The organism is Micromonospora sp. DT228, from assembly GCF_049841595.1.
Classification (GTDB): Bacteria; Actinomycetota; Actinomycetes; order Mycobacteriales; family Micromonosporaceae; genus Micromonospora.
Window position 1 is genome coordinate 412,282 of record NZ_JBNCKO010000001.1, and the last position, 19,987, is coordinate 432,268.

14 protein-coding genes are annotated in these 19,987 nt (G+C 70.3%); 5 read left to right on the plus strand and 9 right to left on the minus strand.

From position 1 onward, the window contains the following. Positions 1 to 226: 226 nt before the first annotated feature. Positions 227 to 568, plus strand: a complete 342-nt coding sequence (locus tag ACLQ29_RS01755; RefSeq protein WP_425769918.1) for a flavin reductase family protein — start codon at positions 227 to 229, stop codon at positions 566 to 568. Positions 569 to 732: 164 nt separating this feature from the next. Here the strand turns inward: ACLQ29_RS01755 and ACLQ29_RS01760 are convergent, their stop codons facing one another. Both ACLQ29_RS01760 and ACLQ29_RS01765 read right to left on the minus strand, forming a co-directional pair. Continuing rightward, positions 733 to 1,443, minus strand: coding sequence for an SDR family oxidoreductase (locus ACLQ29_RS01760; protein ID WP_425769919.1), 711 nt, complete (start codon positions 1,441 to 1,443; stop codon positions 733 to 735). A 77-nt stretch (positions 1,444 to 1,520) separates the two neighbouring features. Beyond that, positions 1,521 to 2,216 (minus strand): TetR/AcrR family transcriptional regulator, encoded by a 696-nt coding sequence (locus ACLQ29_RS01765; protein ID WP_425769920.1) that lies wholly within the window; start codon positions 2,214 to 2,216, stop codon positions 1,521 to 1,523. Positions 2,217 to 2,464: 248 nt separating this feature from the next. On the opposite strand from ACLQ29_RS01765, the gene ACLQ29_RS01770 reads away from it, so the two are divergent. Together ACLQ29_RS01770 and ACLQ29_RS01775 are read left to right on the plus strand one after the other, a co-directional pair. Continuing rightward, positions 2,465 to 3,040 carry a hypothetical protein gene (locus ACLQ29_RS01770; RefSeq protein WP_425769921.1) on the plus strand — a complete coding sequence of 192 codons (576 nt, stop codon included), beginning with the start codon at positions 2,465 to 2,467 and terminating at the stop codon, positions 3,038 to 3,040. A gap of 234 nt (positions 3,041 to 3,274) precedes the next feature. Beyond that, positions 3,275 to 4,789, plus strand: coding sequence for an FAD-dependent monooxygenase (locus ACLQ29_RS01775; protein WP_425769922.1), 1,515 nt, complete (start codon positions 3,275 to 3,277; stop codon positions 4,787 to 4,789). 243 nt (positions 4,790 to 5,032) lie between these two features. On the opposite strand, the gene ACLQ29_RS01780 is transcribed toward ACLQ29_RS01775, so the two are convergent. Beyond that, entirely contained in the window at positions 5,033 to 6,196 is a 1,164-nt protein-coding gene (locus ACLQ29_RS01780) for an acyl-CoA dehydrogenase family protein (protein ID WP_425769923.1), read from the minus strand. Between the two features lie 250 nt (positions 6,197 to 6,446). On the opposite strand from ACLQ29_RS01780, the gene ACLQ29_RS01785 reads away from it, so the two are divergent. Together ACLQ29_RS01785 and ACLQ29_RS01790 are read left to right on the plus strand one after the other, a co-directional pair. After that, positions 6,447 to 7,874: a UDP-glucose dehydrogenase family protein gene (locus tag ACLQ29_RS01785; RefSeq protein ID WP_425769924.1), complete on the plus strand. Its 1,428-nt coding sequence runs from the start codon at positions 6,447 to 6,449 to the stop codon at positions 7,872 to 7,874. A gap of 148 nt (positions 7,875 to 8,022) precedes the next feature. Continuing rightward, positions 8,023 to 12,918 carry an SCO7613 C-terminal domain-containing membrane protein gene (locus tag ACLQ29_RS01790; protein WP_425769925.1) on the plus strand — a complete coding sequence of 1,632 codons (4,896 nt, stop codon included), beginning with the start codon at positions 8,023 to 8,025 and terminating at the stop codon, positions 12,916 to 12,918. 109 nt (positions 12,919 to 13,027) lie between these two features. Here the strand turns inward: ACLQ29_RS01790 and purE are convergent, their stop codons facing one another. The 6 genes from purE to ACLQ29_RS01820 all read right to left on the minus strand — a co-directional run bounded on the left by purE (position 13,028) and on the right by ACLQ29_RS01820 (position 19,922). Then, positions 13,028 to 13,519, minus strand: a complete 492-nt coding sequence (gene purE, locus ACLQ29_RS01795; RefSeq protein ID WP_425769926.1) for a 5-(carboxyamino)imidazole ribonucleotide mutase — start codon at positions 13,517 to 13,519, stop codon at positions 13,028 to 13,030. A gap of 26 nt (positions 13,520 to 13,545) precedes the next feature. Next, positions 13,546 to 14,721 carry a 5-(carboxyamino)imidazole ribonucleotide synthase gene (locus tag ACLQ29_RS01800; protein ID WP_425769927.1) on the minus strand — a complete coding sequence of 392 codons (1,176 nt, stop codon included), beginning with the start codon at positions 14,719 to 14,721 and terminating at the stop codon, positions 13,546 to 13,548. A 111-nt stretch (positions 14,722 to 14,832) separates the two neighbouring features. Next, positions 14,833 to 16,926 carry a thioredoxin domain-containing protein gene (locus tag ACLQ29_RS01805; RefSeq protein WP_425769928.1) on the minus strand — a complete coding sequence of 698 codons (2,094 nt, stop codon included), beginning with the start codon at positions 16,924 to 16,926 and terminating at the stop codon, positions 14,833 to 14,835. 41 nt (positions 16,927 to 16,967) lie between these two features. Further along, a complete protein-coding gene (locus tag ACLQ29_RS01810) occupies positions 16,968 to 17,603 on the minus strand; it encodes a restriction endonuclease subunit S (protein ID WP_425769929.1) in 636 nt (211 codons plus the stop codon). Then, entirely contained in the window at positions 17,600 to 18,847 is a 1,248-nt protein-coding gene (locus tag ACLQ29_RS01815; protein WP_425769930.1) for an HsdM family class I SAM-dependent methyltransferase, read from the minus strand. Before ACLQ29_RS01815 ends, ACLQ29_RS01810 begins: the two co-directional genes overlap by 4 nt. A gap of 391 nt (positions 18,848 to 19,238) precedes the next feature. Further along, positions 19,239 to 19,922, minus strand: a complete 684-nt coding sequence (locus ACLQ29_RS01820) for a hypothetical protein (protein ID WP_425769931.1) — start codon at positions 19,920 to 19,922, stop codon at positions 19,239 to 19,241. Positions 19,923 to 19,987 lie beyond the last annotated feature (65 nt).

Genomic DNA, 19,987 nt, shown 5'->3' on the forward strand with positions numbered 1-19,987 from the left:
CCTGAGCCGAAGTCCGTTATCATCGCGGACGCTTCAAGCATGAACCGACCCTGACACCGACAATTCCGGACCATCCTCGAACTCTTCGTCGCGTTACCGGCATTCATGCTGGCCAACCCCAATGTTGCCGACGTTGACCGCATTCATTTCGGTCAACCGGTCGATCGCTCCGCGCCCGCCCCCGGTCGCTCGCGGGCCGGCGGCGACCGGAACGGAGGACAGACTCGTGAACCCACCCGCGCCAACGGTTGAACCCGACCAGTTCCGGCACGTCCTGGGCCATTTCGGCACAGGCGTCACGACGGTGACGGCCCTCGATCCCGCATCCGACCGGCCGGTCGGTCTGACCGTGAACTCGTTCGCGTCCGGGGACCTCGACTGGGAGCTGTCCCCCGGTGGCGCGCCGGTACTGGCCGGCGTGGTGGCATGGCTGGAGGGCACGGTGGAAGCCGAACATGACGCCGGCGACCACGTCATAGTCGTGCTGCGGGTGCACCACCCGCACGGTCGGACGGACGGGCAGCCCCTGCTGTTCCTCCGCGGTCGCTACGGCCGCTTCGCCCACTGAGCGCGACGAGATGCCACCCCCGGGGCGGCGCTCCTCAACCACGCCACCCCGGCAGTACGGACCGTGCAGACGGCCCTCGATGCGGTCGCAGAGCTCACCGCCAGCCCCAGCAGCACGTCGATCGGCCACACATTCCCTGGCCGGCTGGGCAGGAGGTGCTGGTGTCAGCCGAAGAGGGCGGCCTGGATGTCGGCGTAGAAGAGGGCGGGATCGCGGGAGAGCGAGGCCTTTACCTTGGCGGTGGGACTGTCGGCGATTACTTCCAGCTTGCCCGCTTCCAGGCCGTCCAGTGCCATGGCGACCACCTCGTGGGGTGGGAGTTTGGGGATGTCGTAGGCGGCCATCATGTCGGTGTCGGCTATGGCCAGGGCCAGGGCGGTGACCTGGGTTTTCTGGTCGGCCAGCTCGAGCCTGATGCCGTTGGTGAGGGACCACTCCGCAGCTTTGGAGGCGGCGTAGCCGTTGCTGGCGGGGCCGAAGGTGTACCAGCTCAGCGCTGAGATGACGTTGAGAATGGCGCCCCCCGCAAGCCTGGGGGCGAAGGCGCGGGTGACGTTGAGAGTGCCCCAGAAGTTGGTGTCGAACTCGCGGCGGACGTTTTCCGTAGAGGGCCCGAGCAGGGGCGCGTTTGTGGAGATGCCAGCATTGTTGATGAGGACATCGAGGTCGCCCACCTCGGCTGCCGCGGCGTCGACGGATGTCGGGTCGGTGATGTCCAGCTGGAGGGGAACGACGCCGGGGATGTTGATGCGCTCGGGGCGTCGGGCGGTGGCGTAGACGGTGGTGGCGCCGCGGGCGAGGAGAGCCTCGGCGAAGGCCTTGCCGAGTCCACGATTGGCGCCTGTTACGAGGGCTTTCGTGCCGTTGATCTGCATGCCGTCAGGCTAAAACCTTACGTTGGCGTCAGAGGCAAGTATTGCGAAGTAAGTCACTGTGCGGCTCAACTACCGGGTCAGTGTTCGCGCGCTGCCAACGGAGGTGCGGAACCCGAGAGTCCGTTGTTCAGGGCTTGGAGAATCAGATCGAGCCCAAACTCGAATTCCTCGTCCAGCGGACGGGGCAGGAGGTGCACGACCGAAGCCGTGGCAGGGTACCGGTCGCCGCCCTCCCCCAGAAAGGTCTCCTCCAGCGTCGAACGACTGACCGTCGCGTCGTTCTGCATCGCGAACCCCACCACGTAATGGGAGATCATCGCGACTGCGTTCACGGACATCATGGGGGGAAACCCGGCCTGCAGCAGGGCGGCCAGCATCCGTTCGCGGATGACCAGGCCGTTCGGCCCCAGCGGAAATCTGCTGGTGAACAGGTGCGCTGAGGCGTTGTGGCTCGACATGACCCGGTACGAGATTCTGGCGGAGTTGCGGCAGACCTCGTCCCAGTTCGCGTTCGCGCCGAGCTGGGCCCGGATCTGCCCGTCAGCTTCGCCAAGAAGGTAGTCCATGACAAGCCCGAGTAGTTCAGAGCGGCCTTCGACATGGCGATAGAGCGTCGCTGTGCTCGAGGAGAGACGTTTGGCCACAGCCCGGAAGGTGAGGGCGTCTGCGCCTTCCTCGTCGAGGACGCCGAGTGCCGCCTCGATGATGCGGGCGCGACCGACGGCGGGACGTCCTCGTGGCCGCTTTGGTTCTTTCCTGGCCGGACCGTCCATTCGATCGCGTCTCCCATCACGAGTGCGAGGCCACGACCTTCGGGTCAGGACAGTACGAAGACGCTACACGCATGGGACCAGGAGAAGCGGATGCGGGCATTGCCGGACTCAAGGGACCGCTGCGGACCGCAGCTCTGGCGTCGCGACGCCCTGGCATCGGGTGCCTCGAATGGGTGGCTGGCCGGGCCGTTGATCCCTGTGCACCCTGGTCGACGACGGTTACCAGCAACGGAGTTCGAAATCGCGGTGTGGATCCACTGGCCTGTTCGAATATTTATGGCTACGCTGTAGTCATTAATACTGACAGGACGTTCTCTCGACGCCGCCGGTTCACCCCGGCTGCGACCCCCGCGCAGCAGACCGACTCCCTACGCGAGGGGATCTATGTCACCTTCACCGCGCTCTCCGTGACTCTCGTCGTGGCTTCCCACCCCGGGACACCTCTTGCGGCGACACTCGTTCTGCTCGCCACGACCACCGGGACCGTGGTCGCCACACTGACCGCCGACGTGCTCTCACACCTGGCCGTACACGATCGGTTCGTGAAGGGTCCGGAGCTGCGCCACGCGCTGCGGGCCTCGCTGGGCTCGTTGGTGACGGTCGTCGCCCCGTTTGTTCTGCTCGGCGCCTCTGCTCTCGGCGCCTGGCCCCTCACCCCCGCGTTGTGGGTTTCCGCAGCCGTTCTTCTCGCAACGCTCGTCACCGTCGCCGCCGTCGCGATACGCGGCATCAACGTGCCGTGGTGGCAGCGAACGCTGTTCCTCCTGACCCTGGGTGTCGCCGGCCTGGTGGTCGTCTGGTTGCAGACGCTCGCGCACGGATAGGCCGCCACGGCGGACACGGGGAGGGTGATTCCCAATCCCGTCCCATTCGCTCTGGCACAGGGCAATCCCGAGAAGGACGCCGTCTACAACCGGCTGCCGACAGGCTGCCTGGGGGCCCTAGACCAGCGACGCTGACCTGGCGTTCGACCGACGGATCCAGTGGCACAGCGTCCCGATCGATCCCGTGCAGTGGGCGAAGCCACTCAACCGTTTTGGAGCTTCGAGGTGACGGCAATGACTGACCGTATCGACGTGCTGGTGGTCGGGGCCGGCCCGGCCGGGCTCGCGCTGGCCTGTGATCTTCAGCGCCGCGGTGTTCGGCTGCGCGTCATCGACGCCGCCGACCACAGCTTCGAAGGCTCTCGGGCCAAAGGGATCCAGCCACGAACCCAAGAGGTTCTGGACGACCTCGGCATCCTGGCCGAGATCCAGTCCCGCAGTTCGCTCTATCCCATGCTCGGCGCGCATGTCGGCCCCCTCACCGTGCCCTGGGTGATGATCAAGCACCGCAAATCGACTGCGGATGTTCCCCACCCGAACACCATTCTGGTGGCGCAGTACGACACTGATGCGGCGATCAAACGCCGTCTCGAGCAACTCGGCGGCACGGTCGAGTACCGGACCCGGCTGACGTCCTACGAGCAGGACGCGGACGGTGTCGTCGCCACCGTCGAAGGTCCGGCTGGCATCGTGCGGATCTCCGCCCGTTTCCTGGTCGGCGCCGACGGAGGCGGCAGTGCCGTCCGCCGTACCGCGGGCATCGACTTCATCGGGGACACCGACGAGAGCGACCGTATGATCGTCGCTGACGTGACCCTGACCGGTCTGCCCCGCAACCGGTGGCACATCTGGCCCCGTAGCAACGGCCGGTTCATGGCCCTGTGCCCGTTGCCGGACGGCGACACGTTCCAACTAATGCTCAAGCTGCGCCCAGACGAAGGAACCGATCTGGGCCAGGAAGCCGTGAACCGCCTCGTTCACGTGTTCGCGGGCACCAAACTGCACGTAGCGGAGGTGCACTGGGCCTCGGTGTGGCGGCCAAACATCAGGCTGGCGCAGCATTACCGGTCCGGGAACGTCTTCCTCGTCGGCGACGCCGCCCACGTACACCCGCCGACCGGTGGTCAGGGCTTGAACACGGGCGTGCAGGACGCCTACAACCTCGGTTGGAAACTGGGCCAGGTCCTCGCCGGAGCACCCGACGACCTGCTCGACACCTACGAGGCCGAACGGCAGCCCATCGCCGCCCGGGTACTGGGGCTGTCGAGCGACATCTACGCCCGGATGAGCAGTCGCCCGCTCGCCGCGGCCAAACGCGGCGACGAGGAACGCCAACTCGCCCTCAACTACCGCGGTGGCCCTCTGGCTGCCGACAGCGACGAAGAGACCCCCAACGTCATCGCCGGTGACCGCGCACCCAACGCTCGTTACCTCGACACCAACGGCCGCCCGGGCCAACTGTTCGACACCTTTCGCGGTGCTCACTTCACCCTCATTGCCGTCGGGCAGCGCGCAGTGTCGGCGCTCAAGCACATCTCGTGGCCCGGGCCGGGCGCTGCTCTCAAGACCGTCGAGGTCCCCGAAAAGGATGCGGCAGGGGTGAGCCGCATCTACGGCATCACCAGCTCGGCCCAGATCCTCGTCCGGCCCGACGGCTACGTCGCCTACGTCGCCCAGAACGACTGGACCGGGGCCCTGTCCACATACAGCGAGCTCATGCTGCCGCCGGCCGGCCGACGCGACACCTGAAGCACTCGCCGCCCAGATCACCGCGGCCTCGGCCCGTGACAACAGCCTCACGGCGGCGAGTCTGACTTGACGACGCGCGGAGGAGATCAGCCAGTGTCAGCGGCTCAAGAGCCCCCAGCGGACCGGCTGCCGGTCGACACCCGGAACGGCCGAAAATTTCCCGCAGAGCAACCGGCCGGATACGAGTCGTGACCGAGTCGATTGACTCGGTCACACCCGCTCTGAACTGCACAACAGCCGCAATCAGTCCTTCAGGAGCTGCCGCGCCATGACGATCCGCTGCACCTGGTTCGTACCTTCGTAGATCTGGGTGATCTTGGCGTCGCGCATCATCCGCTCGACGGGGTAGTCCCGCGTGTAGCCGTAGCCGCCGAGCAACTGCACCGCGTCCGTGGTGATCTCCATGGCGGCGTCCGAGGCGAAGCACTTGGCCGCCGCGCCGAAGTAGGTGAGATCGGCGTCACCGCGCTCCGACTTACCGGCAGCCGCGTACGTGAGCTGCCGGGCCGCTTCCAGCTTCATGCCCATGTCGGCGAGCATGAACTGGATGCCCTGGAACTCGGCGACCGCCTTGCCGAACTGGCGACGCTCGGCCACGTACCCCTTGGCGTAGTCGAGCGCGCCCTGCGCGATCCCGACGGCCTGCGCGGCGATGGTGACCCGGGTGTGGTCCAGGGTCTTCATCGCGGTGGCGAAGCCGGTGCCCTCCGCGCCGATCATCCGGTCGGCGGGGATCCGCACGTTGTCGAGGTAGACCTCGCGGGTGGGCGAGCCCTTGATGCCGAGCTTCTTCTCGGGTGCGCCGAAGCTCACACCGGCATCGGACTTCTCCACCACGAAGGCCGAGATGCCCCGGGAGCGGGCAGTCGGGTCGGTGACGGCAAAGACGGTGTAGAACTCGGAGACGCCCGCGTTGGTGATCCACCGCTTCACGCCGTTGAGCACCCAGTGATCCGCGTCACGCACGGCCCGGGTCGTCATCGACGCGGCGTCGCTGCCCGCCTCCGGCTCGGAGAGGCAGTACGAGAACATCGCGTCCCCGGCCGCGACAGGCGTCAGGTAGCGGCGCTTGAGCTCCTCGGAACCGGACAACAACAGCGGCATCGTGCCGAGTTTGTTCACCGCCGGGATCAGCGAGGAGGACGCGCAGGCGCGGGCCACCTCCTCGATCACGATGGCGGTGGCCAGCGCGTCGGCGCCCGCGCCGCCGTACTCCTCGGGGATGTGCGGGGCGTGGAAGTCGGCGGCCCGCAGCGCGTCGTAGGACGCCTTGGGAAACTCCCCGGTCTCGTCGGCCTCGGCGGCGTGCGGGGCGACCTTCGCCGCGCAGACCGCACGCACCGCCTCCCGGATCGCCTCGTGCTCCTCGGGCAACCGGTAGACGTCGAACAACTCGCCTGCGGCCATGTTGGGCCCCTTCCCTTCACCGCTATCATGCGCAGTCTGTGACGACTCCTGACCGCCGACCGCGCAGACTGAAGACTAGCGACTGCGGTTCAGGTGATGTTACCGGCGCGTAGGTATGGGCATGAGGGTGCACCCACGCCGCTGGGCAATGATGGAGGACAACAGTGAGCCACCCCTCCGGTGCCCCGCCAGGCGCCGCAGCGGATTGCGACGCGACGACGCGCCGCCAGTGCGAGCGGAGAAGACAGGCGTGACGATCCCCTACCCCACCATCCAGCCGACCCCCGCCATCGCGGCGGTGACGCCGCCCTCGGGCGCGCCTCGACCGCGGGTGACGTTCCTGGGGACCGGCTACCTCGGTGCGACCTACGCCATCTGCTACGCCGAACTGGGCTACGACGTGCTCGGATTCGACGTCGATGCCGACAAGATCGCGATGTTGAACGCCGGTCAGGTGCCGATCCACGAGCCCGGCCTCGACGAGTTGCTGCGGCGCAACCTCGCCGCCGGCCGCCTCCGGTTCAGCACCGACATCGCCGAGACCGCCGACTTCGGTGACGTGCACTTCATCTGCGTCGGCACCCCCCAGCGGGCCGACGGGATGGGCGCCGACCTGTCGTACGTCGAGGCGTCGGTCACCGGCCTCGCACAGCACCTCACCCGCAAGGCGCTGATCGTCGGCAAGTCCACCGTCCCGGTCGGCACCGCCGAGTGGGTGGAGCAGCTCGTCGGCAAGCACACCCCGCACGACCTGGGCGTCGAGGTGGCGTGGAGCCCCGAGTTCCTCCAGGAGGGCTTCGCCGTCGACGACGTCCTGCGCCCCAACCGGATCGTGGTCGGCGTGAAGAGCGAGTGGGCCAACGGCATGCTCTACGCCGCGCACAAGGGCGTGTTCGACCTGGCCGCCACCGAGGACCGCGAGGTGCCCCTGGTGGTCACCGACTTCTCCACCGCCGAGCTGGTCAAGGTCGCCGCGAACGCCTTCCTGGCCACCAAGATCTCCTTCATCAACGCGATGGCCGAGGTCTGCGAGGCCTCCGGTGGCGACGTCACCCAACTCGCCCGCGCGATCGGCTACGACCCACGGATCGGCAACCGGTTCCTCCAGGCCGGCCTCGGCTTCGGCGGCGCCTGCCTGCCCAAGGACATCCGGGCCTTCCAGGCCCGTGCCCAGGAGCTGGGCGCCGGCGAGGCGCTGCGGTTCCTGCACGAGGTCGACCTGATCAACCTGCGCCGTCGTACCCGGGTGCTGCACCTGGCCTCGGAGCTGCTCGGCCGCCGCTCCGGTCCCGCCGGCCCGGACTTCTCCGGCACCCGGATCGCCGTGCTCGGCGCGACCTTCAAGCCCAACACCGACGACGTCCGCGACGCCCCGGCGCTCGCCGTCGCCGCACTGCTGCACAAGGCCGGCGCCGAGGTGCACGTGTACGACCCGCAGGGCACCGAGAACGCCCGCCGCGCGGTGCCCGAGCTGATCTACGAGACCGGCATCAACGAGGCGGTCACCGGCGCGGACCTGGTCTGCGTCCTCACCGAGTGGGCCGACTTCCGCAACGCCGACCCGGTCGCCCTCGGCGAGTTGGTAAACGGTCGCAAGGTGGTCGACGGCCGAAACTGTCTCGACTCGACGCTCTGGACCCAGGCCGGCTGGGAGTACCGGGGCATGGGCCGCCCCTGATCGGACCACCCCACCGGCCGGCCATCGAACGTCTCGATGGCCGGCCGGTGTCGTTGTTTGCCCCGGACCCGCCGACAAGAGTCGAAATCCGGGCCAGCTTTGGGCATGCTGCGACAGTAGAAGTCCACAGTGCGGGTGGAGGGGTGTCGTGGCGAACTTTCAATGCTCCTCGTGCGGCCGGGAGATCAAGCCGGCCGTCCACTGCCCACACTGCGGGGCCGACCAGCCGCAGTGGGTCGAGCACCTCGCGGACATCGAGCGTTCGATCGCGGAGATGAAGGCGCGCGACGCCGCCATCGCCCGCGAGCAGCGGCAGATCGCCGCGAAGATGCAGGCCGCGCTCTTCCAGCGGGACATCCTCGCCCACGCCGGTGAGGAGCGGCTCAAGCAGGCCACCCGACCCCGCCGGGTGCTACGCCGCCGTCCCGGTCGGCGGCCGTCGGCCGCCGGCACGTCCGCGCCGCCCCGGGTCCCCCGCCAGGGCACCCCGACCGCGCCCGAGGACCCGCCGCCGCCTCCGCCGCGGCCAAGCTGGCTGGACGCGGACGATCCGGCCCATCCCCCGGAAGCCTCCTCGCGCGAGGTCCAGAACATCCCCCTCGGGCTGGGCGCGTTGCTGCTCGCGGTGGCCGCGGTGGTCTTCGCCGCGGTCGCCACCAGCTCGATGGACGCGCTGGCCCGGCTCGGCATCCTGCTCCTGGCCACGGTGCTGATGCTGCTCGCCCCACCGGTGCTGGCCCGGCGCGGGCTCACCTCCACCGCCGAGACCATCGCCGCCGTTGGCCTGCTGCTGGTGCCGCTCGCCGGCAACGCCCTCTGGGCCGTCGACCGGATCGGCGCCGGCGGCGCCTCCGGCACGGTCTTCGCCGGTGCGCTCTTCGCGGTCACCGCCGCGGTCGCCCTCGGGTACGCCGGCTGGACCGGTCTGCGCGCACCCCGCTTCGCCACCGTGCTCGCCGCGCAGCCGGTGCTGCCGTTGTTGGCGTACGACCAGCTCACCGGACCGGGCGGCTGGGCGCTGGTGCTGGCCCTGGTCGCCCTCGTCGACCTCTGGCTGGCCCGCTCCGGGGTGGCCCTGGAACGCCCCGCCCGGCAGGACCCGCCACCGTCGGGCGCCACGCCGGCACCACGCCAGCGCAGCGCCGAGACCCGACCGGAGGGCGACCCGGAGGAGGCCGCCGAGCTGATCGACGCCGGCGCGGATTCGGCCGACAACCGGCCGGCCCGCCCGGTTCCCGGCCTGCGCGAGCTGACCTGGGTGCTGCACGCGGTGGCGGTCGCGGTCGCCCTGGCGTACGCGGTCACCGCCCTGCTCCGGGCGCAGACCGTGCCGACCGCGACCGGCGCCGGGGTGGTGCTGCTACTGGCCGCCGCGATCGGGCTGGCCGGCGCGCTGGTGCTGCGTCGCCCGCCGCTGCCCGACGTCGCGGCCGGCATCGTGACGCTGGCCGTGATCGGCGCGCTGAGTCGAATCGCCTCGGTGGCCTTCCCGGGTCGGGCACTGCTGCTGATCGCGGCGGTCATCACGGTGACCGGGCTGGCCGTGCGCGCGGTCCCCGAGGCGGCCCGACGCGGCCCACAGCTCGCCTCGGCGGTGGCGCTGACCGTCAGTGGGCTGGTGGTCGCCGGTGGCGCGCTACGCGCCGGGTTGGCGCCGGTCCGGGCGGCACTGCCCGCCTGGGGTGCCGACCTCGACAGGTTCCCGGCCGAGCTGGCGGCCGCGGTGGGGCCGACCACCTGGCAGCTCGCGGGTGCCGCTCTCCTGCTCACCATCGCGGCGGTGCTGGCCCTGCCCACGGAGATCCGCCGGGAATTCGCGGTCGCCGGCGCGGCGCTGACCGCGCTCGCCGTACCGGCCTCGCTCGGTCTCGGTTGGGCCACGGCACCCTGGCCGATGGTGATCACCGCGGTCGGCATCGGGGTCATCGGGCTCTCCGCGCGCACCCACCGAGCGGCGGCGGCGCACGCCATCGGGGCGGCCGTGGTGGGCCTGCTCGGCGCCGGTGCCAGCCTGTCGCGCCCCACGCTCACCGCCGCGGTCCTGCTCACCCTGTGCGCGGCCGGCACGCTTGTCGCGCTGGCACCCCGGATCCGGATCGCCTCGGCCGCCTCCGACACGGTCACCGCCTGGGCCGCCGGAGGCGCGGCGTTCGCGCTGCCCGGGGCGGTGGCCGCGTTCGTGGCCGCCACCGTGCCCACCGACCCGACCCCCACCCCGGCCAGCCTTCGGGAGGTGACCGTCCCGGTCCTGGCGGCCAGCTTCCTGGCGGTCTGCGTGACCCTCGGCTACGCCGCCGTCGTGCAGGTCTCCCAGCGTCGCATCCCCGCACCGCTGTCGGTCGGCACCGGTCTGGGCGCGTTGCTCGTCACCGCCGCCGCGTTCGGAGCGCCCGGCGCGACCGTCGCCGACGCCTGGGTGGGCGCGTTACTGCTGGTCGCCGCAGTGCTGCTGTTCCTGGCCCCCTCCATCGACGCCGGCCGTCGCGCCGACCTCACCCTCGACGGCTCGGACCTGGCCGCCGCGGCGGTCACCACCGCGCTGATCGCCACGCTGGTGCGGATCGGAGCGGTGCTCGCCCCGGGCGGGCAGTTGGCGATGGCCGCCGCCCTGGTCCTGGTGGTCGCCGTGGGAGCACGCACCATGCCGGAGGAGTGGCGACGCGGCCCAATCCTCGGCCTCGCCGCCGGCGGTCTCCTCATCGGCGTCCTCGCCGGATGGTCGGCGCTGCGCGGTGGCGTCGGCGTGCTGGCCACCCCCGGCCCGATCTGGCAGGGCGACCTGAGCGGCTGGCCGGCGTCGCCCGTCGGCGGGGCCACCTGGCAGGCACCTGTCGCGCTGGCGCTGTTGGCCCTCGCCGCCGGCATCCTGCTCCCGCCGCCCTGGCGGTGGGACGTGTCCGGCGGGGCCATGGTGCTCGCCACGATCGGCGCGCCTGCCGCTTTCGATCTGGCCTGGTGGTCGCCGGTCCTGGTCGGCGGAATGGTCGCCACCATCTACGGGATGGCCGCGGTGGCCACCGAGGAGGCGCGAGCCGGGTTGTCCCGGGCGACGGTGGCCGGGGTGGTCGCGCTGCACGCCGCCGGAGCCGGCCTGGTCCGGCCCTGGACGACGGCACTGGCCCTGGTCAGCATCGCGCTGATCGGCGTGGTGGTGGCGACGCTGGCCCGCGTCCTGGCCGGCCCACAGGTGACCGACATCGACACCGAGGGGATGCCACCGCACCTGGCGCAGATCGGTGGTGCGGCGATCGGTGCCGCGCTGCTGGCCCTTCCCGGTGCGGTGGCGGCACTGGCCGCCGAATTCGAGAACTCGGCACAGGTGGTGCTGACCGCCGCGCTGGCCGCGTCCAGCCTCGGCCTGGCCGCCGTGGCAGCGGTCCGCCGGCAGGTGCCGCAATATCTGCCCTGGGTCAGCGTCGCGGTGGTCGGCGGGGCCAGCATCAGTGCCCTCGCCGCCATCCCCACCGGCCTCCCCGCGGGCGTCTACGCTGCCGCCGCCGCCCTGCTCGGCGTGCTGGCCGAGCTGATCCGAGCGGCCACCGTGCCGCCCACCGGCTCGGCCCAGCCGGTCCGGCGCTGGGCGGTACGGCTCGACGGCGCGCTACGGCGGCTGCCGGACGACCCGGAACGACGCCGGTGGCGGGTCAACCCGGCTGCCGGCGCACTGGCCGCGGCGGCCCTGCCGACCGCCCTGGCTCTCGCCTCGATCGCGCCGGCGCTTGTCACCGCGCTTGTCGAGCCACACCGCACCCTGACCCGGATCTGGCAGGGCCCGCCGCCGGGGCTGCTCACCCCGCCGCCGGATGTGGTCAATCCGACGCACGTGCTGACGGCGTTGCTGCTCACCGCGACCGCCGCGTTGGCCGCCACCGGGTTCAGCGGCGGGCGGCGGTCCCGGGCCGTGCCGGTGGTGCTGCCCGGGGCAGCCGTCACCCTGCTGATCGCGCCCATCGCGTTGGGCCGGGGCTGGCCCGCCAGCACCGTCGCCGCGCTCGCCGTCTTCACCATCGCGATGCTCGGGCTCGCGCTGACCCCACCGCCGCCGCTGGCCGAGCGGGCCCGCTCGCTGCGGCTGGCCCGGGTGCTGGTGTTCGTGATGGGTCTGGCCGGAGGCAGCGCCGGGCTCGCCGGCAGCCTGGCCGACCGGCAGATGACCCTGTTCACCCTCGGTAGCGGTGTCGGGGTGGGCGCGGTGGGGGCGCTGTTCGGCACCACCCAGCGGGCGCGCATCCTCGGCTGGCTCTTCGCCTCGCTCATGGCGCAGCTCTTCGTCCTCACCGTGGGCCTGGTCGCCGGGCTGGCCGCGGTCTGGTCCGCGTTCGGGGTGCTCGCGGTCGGGGCGGTCCTGCAGGTGCTCGCCGCGACCCTGCCCCGGCTGCGCCGTCCGGAGGCGCAGCGGGAAGCGTCCACTGTGGAATGGACCGGTTACGCCGCCGCGCTTATCGCGTTGGCCCTCGCCTTCGACTCGCCCCGACACATCGCCGCCCTGCTGGCCGCCTGGGGTGCGGTCCTCGGCGTGGCGGCGACCCGGCCCGGCCGTCGGCCGGTGGAACGCCGGATCCTGTTCTGGGCCGTGGTGGTCTGCGAGATCACCGCGTGGTGGATCCTGATGCGGGTCGCCGACGTGGCGCTGCCCGAGGCGTACACGCTGCCGTTCGCCGCGCTGGCCCTGCTCGTCGGGGTCCTGGAACTGCGCCACCGACCGGACCTGAGCAGTTGGATGGCGTACGGGCCGGCACTGTTCGCCGCCTTCGTGCCGACACTGGCCATCGTGCTCGCCACCGAGTCCAGCACCGTGCGGCAGATGCTGCTGCTCCTCGGCGCGGTGGCGGTGTTGATCTTCGGATCGTCCAGCCGGCAGCAGGCGCCGGTGATCGTCGGCGCGTCGGTCACGGCGATCGCCGCTATCCACGCGCTTGTCAGCCTCGGCCCGTGGCTGGCGCTCATCCCGGTGGGCATCCTGCTGCTCGTGCTCGGCGCGAGCAACGAGCGCCGACGCCGCACCCAGGAACGCCTCCAAACAGCCCTGCGAGGCATGAGATAGATCCAAGGCCCCCAGGCGACCCCTCACGCGATCTTGCACTTTCTGTCGCGGCACAAGGCGTAAATGCCACGAAGTAACAACCGAAAGTGCAAGATCGCCGGGGGTACGGTTAGGACAGGGTTGCCCGGAGGGCTGACTCCTTGTCCGCCACCAGCTTTTCCAGGTTCTGCTGGTAGGTCGTCATGCTGGCGCGTAGCGTCTCGTCGGCCGCGCCGAGGATGCGGACGGCCAGCAGGCCGGCGTTGCGGGCGTTGCCGATCGACACGGTGGCGACCGGGATCCCGGCCGGCATCTGCACGATGGACAGCAACGAGTCCATGCCGTCGAGGTGCTTCAGCGGCACCGGCACACCGATCACCGGCAGCGGCGTCACCGAGGCGACCATGCCCGGCAGCGCGGCGGCACCACCGGCCCCGGCGATGATCACCTTCAGCCCTCGGTCGGCGGCGTCGCGGCCGTACTCGATCATCGCGACCGGAGTGCGGTGCGCCGAGATGACCCGCACCTCGTACGCCACACCGAAGTCGTCCAACACCTCGGCGGCGGCCTTCATGGTCGGCCAGTCCGAGTCGCTGCCCATGATCAGACCGACAGTGGTCACCGGGGTCTCCTTCTCGGCTGAGGGACTCACTCGTGCCCCTCACGCAGCCAGCGCGCGGCCCGTGCGGCCCGCGCCCGTACGTCGTCCAGGTCGTCGCCGAGCACCGTGACGTGTCCGACCTTCCGGCCGGGCCGCACCTGCTTGCCGTAGAGGTGCACCTTGGCGCCCGGCTCGGCGGCGAAGAGGTGGTGCAGCCGCTCGTCGATCGACATGCCGCCCGGCTCTCCGCCGAGCACGTTCGCCATCACCACCACCGGCGCGGTGAGCGAGGTGTCGCCCATCGGGTAGTCCAGCACCGCCCGCAGGTGCTGCTCGAACTGCGAGGTCCGGGCACCCTCGATGGTCCAGTGCCCGGAGTTGTGCGGGCGCATCGCCAGCTCGTTGACCACGATCGCGGGCCGGCCGGGGTCGTCGCGCACCTCGAACAGCTCGACGGCCAGCAGGCCGATCACTCCGAGCGCGGTGGCCAGGTCGATGGCGAGTTGCTGGGCGGCGACCGCCAACTCCTCGTCCAGGCCCGGCGCCGGGGCCAGCACCTCCACGTTGATGCCGTCCCGCTGCACGGTCTCCACCACCGGGTAGGCGGCCACCTGACCGAACGGCGACCGGGCGACCTGCACGGCCAACTCCCGGCGCAACGGCACCCGCTCCTCGACGATCAGCCGGGTGCCGCCGGCGAGCAGCGTGCCCGCCAGCTCGGCGGCCTGGGTGGCGTCGTCGACCATCCAGACGCCCCGGCCGTCGTAGCCACCGCGCGCCGCCTTGAGCACCACCGGCCAGCCGACCTGCTCGCCGAAGCCGACCAGGTCGGCGGGCTCGCCGACCGGCCGCCACGCCGGGTTGGGCGCGCCCAGCTCGGTCAGGCGTTCCCGCATGACCTGCTTGTCCTGGGCGTGCAGCAGCGCGTTCGCCGGCGGATAGAGGGTCACCCCTTCCGCCGTCAGCGTGCGGATGTGCTCCGAGGGCACGTGCTCGTGGTCGAAGGTGACCACATCACAGCCCTTGGCGAAGGTGCGCAGGGCGGCCAGGTCGGTGTGATCGCCGTACTGGACGTCGGCGGCGACAAGCGCCGCGCCGTCGTCGGGGGCGGTCGCGAGCACACGCAGTGACTGGCCGAGGGCGATCGCGGCCTGGTGGGTCATTCGGGCCAACTGGCCGCCACCCACCATGCCGACAACAGGCAGACCGGTACGGGAATCCATAGCGCGGCCAGCCTATCCGGGCCCTCGGCACGCCCACCCGCAGGGCCGGCGGCCCGTCCCGGAAGCACCGCGGGGGCCACCCGGCGTGCGGCGTAGGCAACTACTGTGCGCTCAGCCCAGCTCGGCGACCAACTCCTCCACCGAGGTCACCGGCCGCTGGCAGACGAACCCCCGACAGACGTACGCGGCGGACCGCCCGTCGACAAGCGGACGGTCCGCGAGCAGCGGCACCCCGGGCTGGTCCGGCTGTCCCGCAACGACAACAGCCCCGGGCGGGGCGTGCCGTCGGGCCGCGGCCACCAGGGGATCGCCAGCCGGGTCGTCGGTCACCACGGCGATCTCGTACGGTCCGGAGAGCAACGCCTCACCGACCATTGCCGCGTATCCGGTGAACCGCGGGTGCTGCCCGACGATCGGCGCGACAGTGGCGAGCGCCGCCTCGGCGGCCTCCCGGTAGCGCGTCTCCCCGGTCAACGCGGAGTACGCCACCAGCCCGGCGATCAACGCCGACCGGCCGGACGGGGTGGCGTTGTCGGTCGGGTCGGCGGGCCGGGCGACAAGCCGTTCCGCGTCGTCGGCGGTGTCGTAGAACGCACCACCGGGCGCGGCGAAGTGCGCCAACGCCGTGTCCAGCAACTCGCCGGCCAGCGTGAGCCAGCGCCCCTCGCCGGTGAGCTGGTGCAGCGCGCAGAATGCCTCGGCCACACAGCCGTAGTCCTCCAGGACGCCCGCCGGCTCGCCGACCCTGCCGTCCCGGGAGACCCGGCGCAGCCGGCCGTCCACCAGGTGCACTCCTGCCAGGTGCTCGGCAGCGTCGCGCATCGCGCCGTCGGCGACGATCGTCACGCCGTCCATCAGGTTGGCGTCCTCATCCTGCGGGGACGCGTACAACGCGGCCACCTGGAGGAACTCGACGATGGCGGTGATCGCCAGGCCGTTCCAGGCGGCCACCACCTTGTCGTCGCGGGCCGGCTGCGGCCGGGTGTCCCGGGCACCGAGCAGTCGCCCGACCACCTGCTGCCAGCGGGCCCGGACCTCGGGGGCGGCGTCGTCGACGTCCCGGGCGAGCTTGAGCACGCTCATGCCCTTTTCGACGCCCTTCTTTCCGTCCGGAGTGCCGCCTTGCGGCGCGGAGGCGGAATGAGGGGCGAAAGTGCCCTCGTCGGTCACCGTGAACAGGTCGGCGGCGAACCGGCCGTCCTCCTCGCCCAACGCCTCGACGAGTTGGGCGGGCGTCCAGGCGTAGGTGAGCCCCTCGACGCCCTCGGTGTCGGCGTCCAGTGCGGACGCGAACCCCTGCCCCGGCCGGTGCAGCTCGTCGGCGAGGAACCGGGCGGTGTCCCGGGCCACCCGCCGGGCCAGCGGGTCACCGGTGAGCCGCCACAGCTGGGTGTAGAGCCGCAGCAGCAACGCGTTGTCGTAGAGCATCTTCTCGAAATGCGGCACCGTCCAGTGCGCGTCCACCGAGTAGCGGGCGAAGCCGCTGGCGAGCTGGTCGTAGATGCCACCACGGGCCATCGCCTCGGCGGTGTGCCTGGTGATCTCCAGGCTGCGCGGGTCGCCGGTGCGCTGGTGGTGGCGCAGCAGGAAGAGCAGGTTCATGTGTGGTGGAAACTTCGGGGCGCCGCCGAAGCCGCCGTTCGTCGCGTCGTACTCACTGGCCAGCCTGCCGGCCGCGGCGTCGAGCAGCGGCGCGTCCAGCGGGGCGGTGGGGCCGCCCACGGCCTGTGCGCCGCCGATCGCCTCGACCACCGCGGCCCCCTGGCCCAGCACCGCCTCGCGCTGCTCCCGCCAGGCGGTGGTGACCGACTGGAGCAACTGCGTGAAATTCGGGCGCGGGAAGTAGGTGCCGCAGAAGAACGGCGTGCCGTCCGGGGTGGCGAAGACGGTCATCGGCCAGCCGCCCTGGCCGGTCATCGCCTGGGTCGCGGTCATGTAGATCGCGTCCACGTCCGGGCGCTCCTCACGATCCACCTTGATCGACACGAAGTTGTCGTTCAACAGGGCCGCGACCTGCTCGTTCTCGAACGACTCGTGGGCCATCACGTGGCACCAGTGGCAGGCCGCATAGCCCACCGAGATGAGCACCGGGACGTCCCGCCGTTTCGCCTCGGCGAACGCCTCGTCCGACCAGGGCCACCAGTCGACCGGGTTGTCGGCGTGCTGGAGCAGGTATGGGGAGGTGGCGTCGACGAGTCGGTTCACCTGACGACCATAGCCAGCCCCGCCGAGACGGGCGCGACAAGTTACCCAGGAAGCACGAGCCGCCCGGGGCTCTCGCCTCGCATCAGCATTCCGGCCAGCCGATCCCGGGTCCTACCTGCTAACCGGCTCAGTGCGTCGTGAACTTCGACCTGCTCGTCCAGCAGAGCGAGGGCAGCAGCGATCTCCCGCTGATGATGCAGGGGCGGAAGCGTGACCGGCAGCCCGGCGAGGACTGCGGTGCTGATCGAAGGCACAGCCGTACCCCGGGCTCGCCGCCGCACCCACTCCTGCGCCTCGGGCAGCGCCAGGTAGTGGGCGAGGTACCGCGACACCACTTGGTTGGGGCGCACTCTCATTAGGCCGGTCGAGAAGAGCCACCCGTCGCAGGTTGCCGGGATCCACGCGAGCCGACCGACGGTTCCGGTTCGGGTAACGAGGATGTCGTCCATGACAACGGTGTACGGCATGAGAGTCGCCGCCACGTCGGCACGGATGCGGCCGACCGCACCCGTTTGGACCCGCCCGTCCCGGACATCCTTGGGCATAATCATCCCCACGCCGTCAGCGCTCCGATCGTGCGGCCGCACCGCCGCCCCCGAAGGCCCGGAACGGATATCGGCGATATCCCCCAGACGCGACTCTGCCCATCCTTCGGGCAGCACACCAAGGAAGCTCATCGCCCGCCGAACCCCCGGAGCATCTCGCGAACCCCCGCGTCGATCTCGGTTGCAGAATTCGTCAACCTAACCAACTCTTCCGCGAGCGTCGAAAAGTCCGCCTCGGAATCGCCGTCCACTGCGGCCGACTCCGGCTCCACGTAAGTCGGCGGATACAAGGAGTAGCCCTGTTCGGCAATGGCCGTGGCCGTGGCGGTGGCGCTGAAGCCTACGCGCGGAACGAACTTCCGGTCCGACCCATGGGCCGACCGCCATCGCCGATACTCCATTACCACGCTCTGGATATTCTGCGGTGTCAGCTCTCGGCGGGTCCGCGTGGACATGCGGCCCAACTTCTGCGCATCGACGAAAAGAATCTCCCCGCTCCGCCCCGACGACCGCTGGACCAGCCACAGCGTTACCCCGATCGAGGTCTCCCGGAAGAGTTGCATTGGCAGAGCCACCACGGCGGCAAGCGCTCCGTCCTCAACGAGGGCCCGGCGAATGTCCCGCTCCCGGGGACTTAGGGTGAAGGCCGCACCATTGGGCATGACCACACAACCCTGCCCGTGTCTGTCAAGCAACTCGACGACGACTTGCAACCAATTGAACTCCAGCCGACGGGATGGCCCATACCGCCGGTGCGCCCTCTCGGGCTCCCTCATCGACCCGAAGGGCGGATTCGACACCACCACGTCGAATCGGTCGTCCACTGACATGGCCAGCGGAGCCAGATCCGAGCTCGACATCTGGGGATGCACACCGTGCATGGCGAGGTTCATCGTGGCCAGTTCCGCCAGAATCGGCTCGGGGTGCACACCGTGTATGACGAGCGGCGCCGAATCGTGCCCACCAGCCATACGGGCAAGCTCGACGAGAAGTTCGCCGGTCCGGCAGAACGGATCGAGACAGCGTGAGCCGGCGGTAATCGGGCCGACCAACTCCGCGATCAGTCGGGCGACCGATCGAGGTGTGATGAACTGATGGCTCATGTCGTCACCGAGCCGTTCGAGCGCATGATCGAAGCCGCCGATAAGATCAGACGACTCTGCGGTCACCCCGTCCAAGAGGCCGATCGCACGACGCACAGCGTGCCGCACAGCCGGCTGCACGTTTGTCAACCGCTCGGCAATCCTCGCGGACTCGTCCAGACCAACGTCAACGCATGCGTTGACGAGTCGGCTGCCTAGCAGACCTGACTGGTCGACTGAGGCGACGAGATCGCGCCATGCCTCCAGCGAGAAGCGGCGCAGGAACACGAGCACCAAAAGAACGTGCCAGTAAACGCCATCGTGGGTCGCCGCTCGGGGAAGGTCCGCCGCAAGGCCGGCGAGCTCTCGCACCAGTAGGTGATCGCGCTCCGGTGCTCCCGACCCGCCTGTCGGCACTTCGAGTCCTGCGCCGGGTTCCATCCGGCTGCCGTACGTGGCGCCTGGCGATTCGTCATCGCGGAGCGCCCGCTCCGGAATTCGACGCCGAGAGAGCCAGGCGGTCACCTCGTCTCGCTGGAACAGCTCGCCGTGAGCCGTTTGCACGGGCCTCGGGAAGTCCGCATAACGACGCTGCCAGTTCGTGACTGCCGGACGTTCCACGCCCGCCAGACGGGCTATGTCAGATCGAGAAACGAGACCTGCTCCGGTGGTGTCCATACCCGTCTCAGCGGTCCGGCCGCGCGACGCGCGGATGGACGTCAGGGCGTCGCGCGAGGACCGTCCCGACCCGGTCCAGCCCCCGGATCTCCTTTGCCAGCACGGGGTCCATCCTGCTCAACAGGAAATAGAGCTTGCGATGGTCGGCAGCCAGGTCGCGGTGGTGGATGGGCTCATAATGCATGATCCTGTTTCGAAGTAACCGCATCGTCTCGAACGCCTCGTGCAGGTCGTCCCGTCGGCCGGAGTGATGCGGAAACGCCAGGTGCAGCGTCGGAACCCAGAGCAAACGGTCGTAGGAGGAACCACGGCGATTACTCAGCAGGGACACCCAGAATCCGAAGCTCAATTCGGCGACCACGTCATCCGCCGACGGGGGCGTTAGGCCCCTGCGGCGACACTTGAGCGTCGCTTCGGTCACCAGCCGGACGCCATGATCGGTCAGGGGAACCGACGCTGATGCCCACCAGTCCGACCGACCGAATCGCCGACGGAGTTGCTCATGCAGGGCATTCCTTAGCGCGACTTCGAGACAGTGCAGCGGCCCGTAGAAGGCGGCCGAAACATCGATGTTCCACCAGTAGAGTTCCACCGCCTTGCCTGCATCCTGCCCACTCTCCGTCAGGTACGGGTTCAAGCGAGGCTCGGAGAACGTCCGGCGGATCCAGTCCGCCAGGTCGTCGGCGCTCATGCTGAATCACTCCGTCCGACACGGTTAGCTGCAAGGGATGGCGTGGTACGGTGGAAAACGTAAGC

What these genes read in the sequence shown, in the direction of transcription:
- ACLQ29_RS01760 (WP_425769919.1), bottom strand. Translation starts at nt 1,443, where the DNA reads ATGCAGATCAACGGCACGAAAGCCCTCGTAACAGGCGCCAATCGTGGA.
- ACLQ29_RS01780 (WP_425769923.1), bottom strand. Translation starts at nt 6,196, where the DNA reads ATGGCCGCAGGCGAGTTGTTCGACGTCTACCGGTTGCCCGAGGAGCAC.
- ACLQ29_RS01775 (WP_425769922.1), top strand. Translation starts at nt 3,275, where the DNA reads ATGACTGACCGTATCGACGTGCTGGTGGTCGGGGCCGGCCCGGCCGGG.
- ACLQ29_RS01810 (WP_425769929.1), bottom strand. Translation starts at nt 17,603, where the DNA reads ATGAGCTTCCTTGGTGTGCTGCCCGAAGGATGGGCAGAGTCGCGTCTG.
- ACLQ29_RS01820 (WP_425769931.1), bottom strand. Translation starts at nt 19,922, where the DNA reads ATGAGCGCCGACGACCTGGCGGACTGGATCCGCCGGACGTTCTCCGAG.
- ACLQ29_RS01765 (WP_425769920.1), bottom strand. Translation starts at nt 2,216, where the DNA reads ATGGACGGTCCGGCCAGGAAAGAACCAAAGCGGCCACGAGGACGTCCC.
- ACLQ29_RS01800 (WP_425769927.1), bottom strand. Translation starts at nt 14,721, where the DNA reads ATGGATTCCCGTACCGGTCTGCCTGTTGTCGGCATGGTGGGTGGCGGC.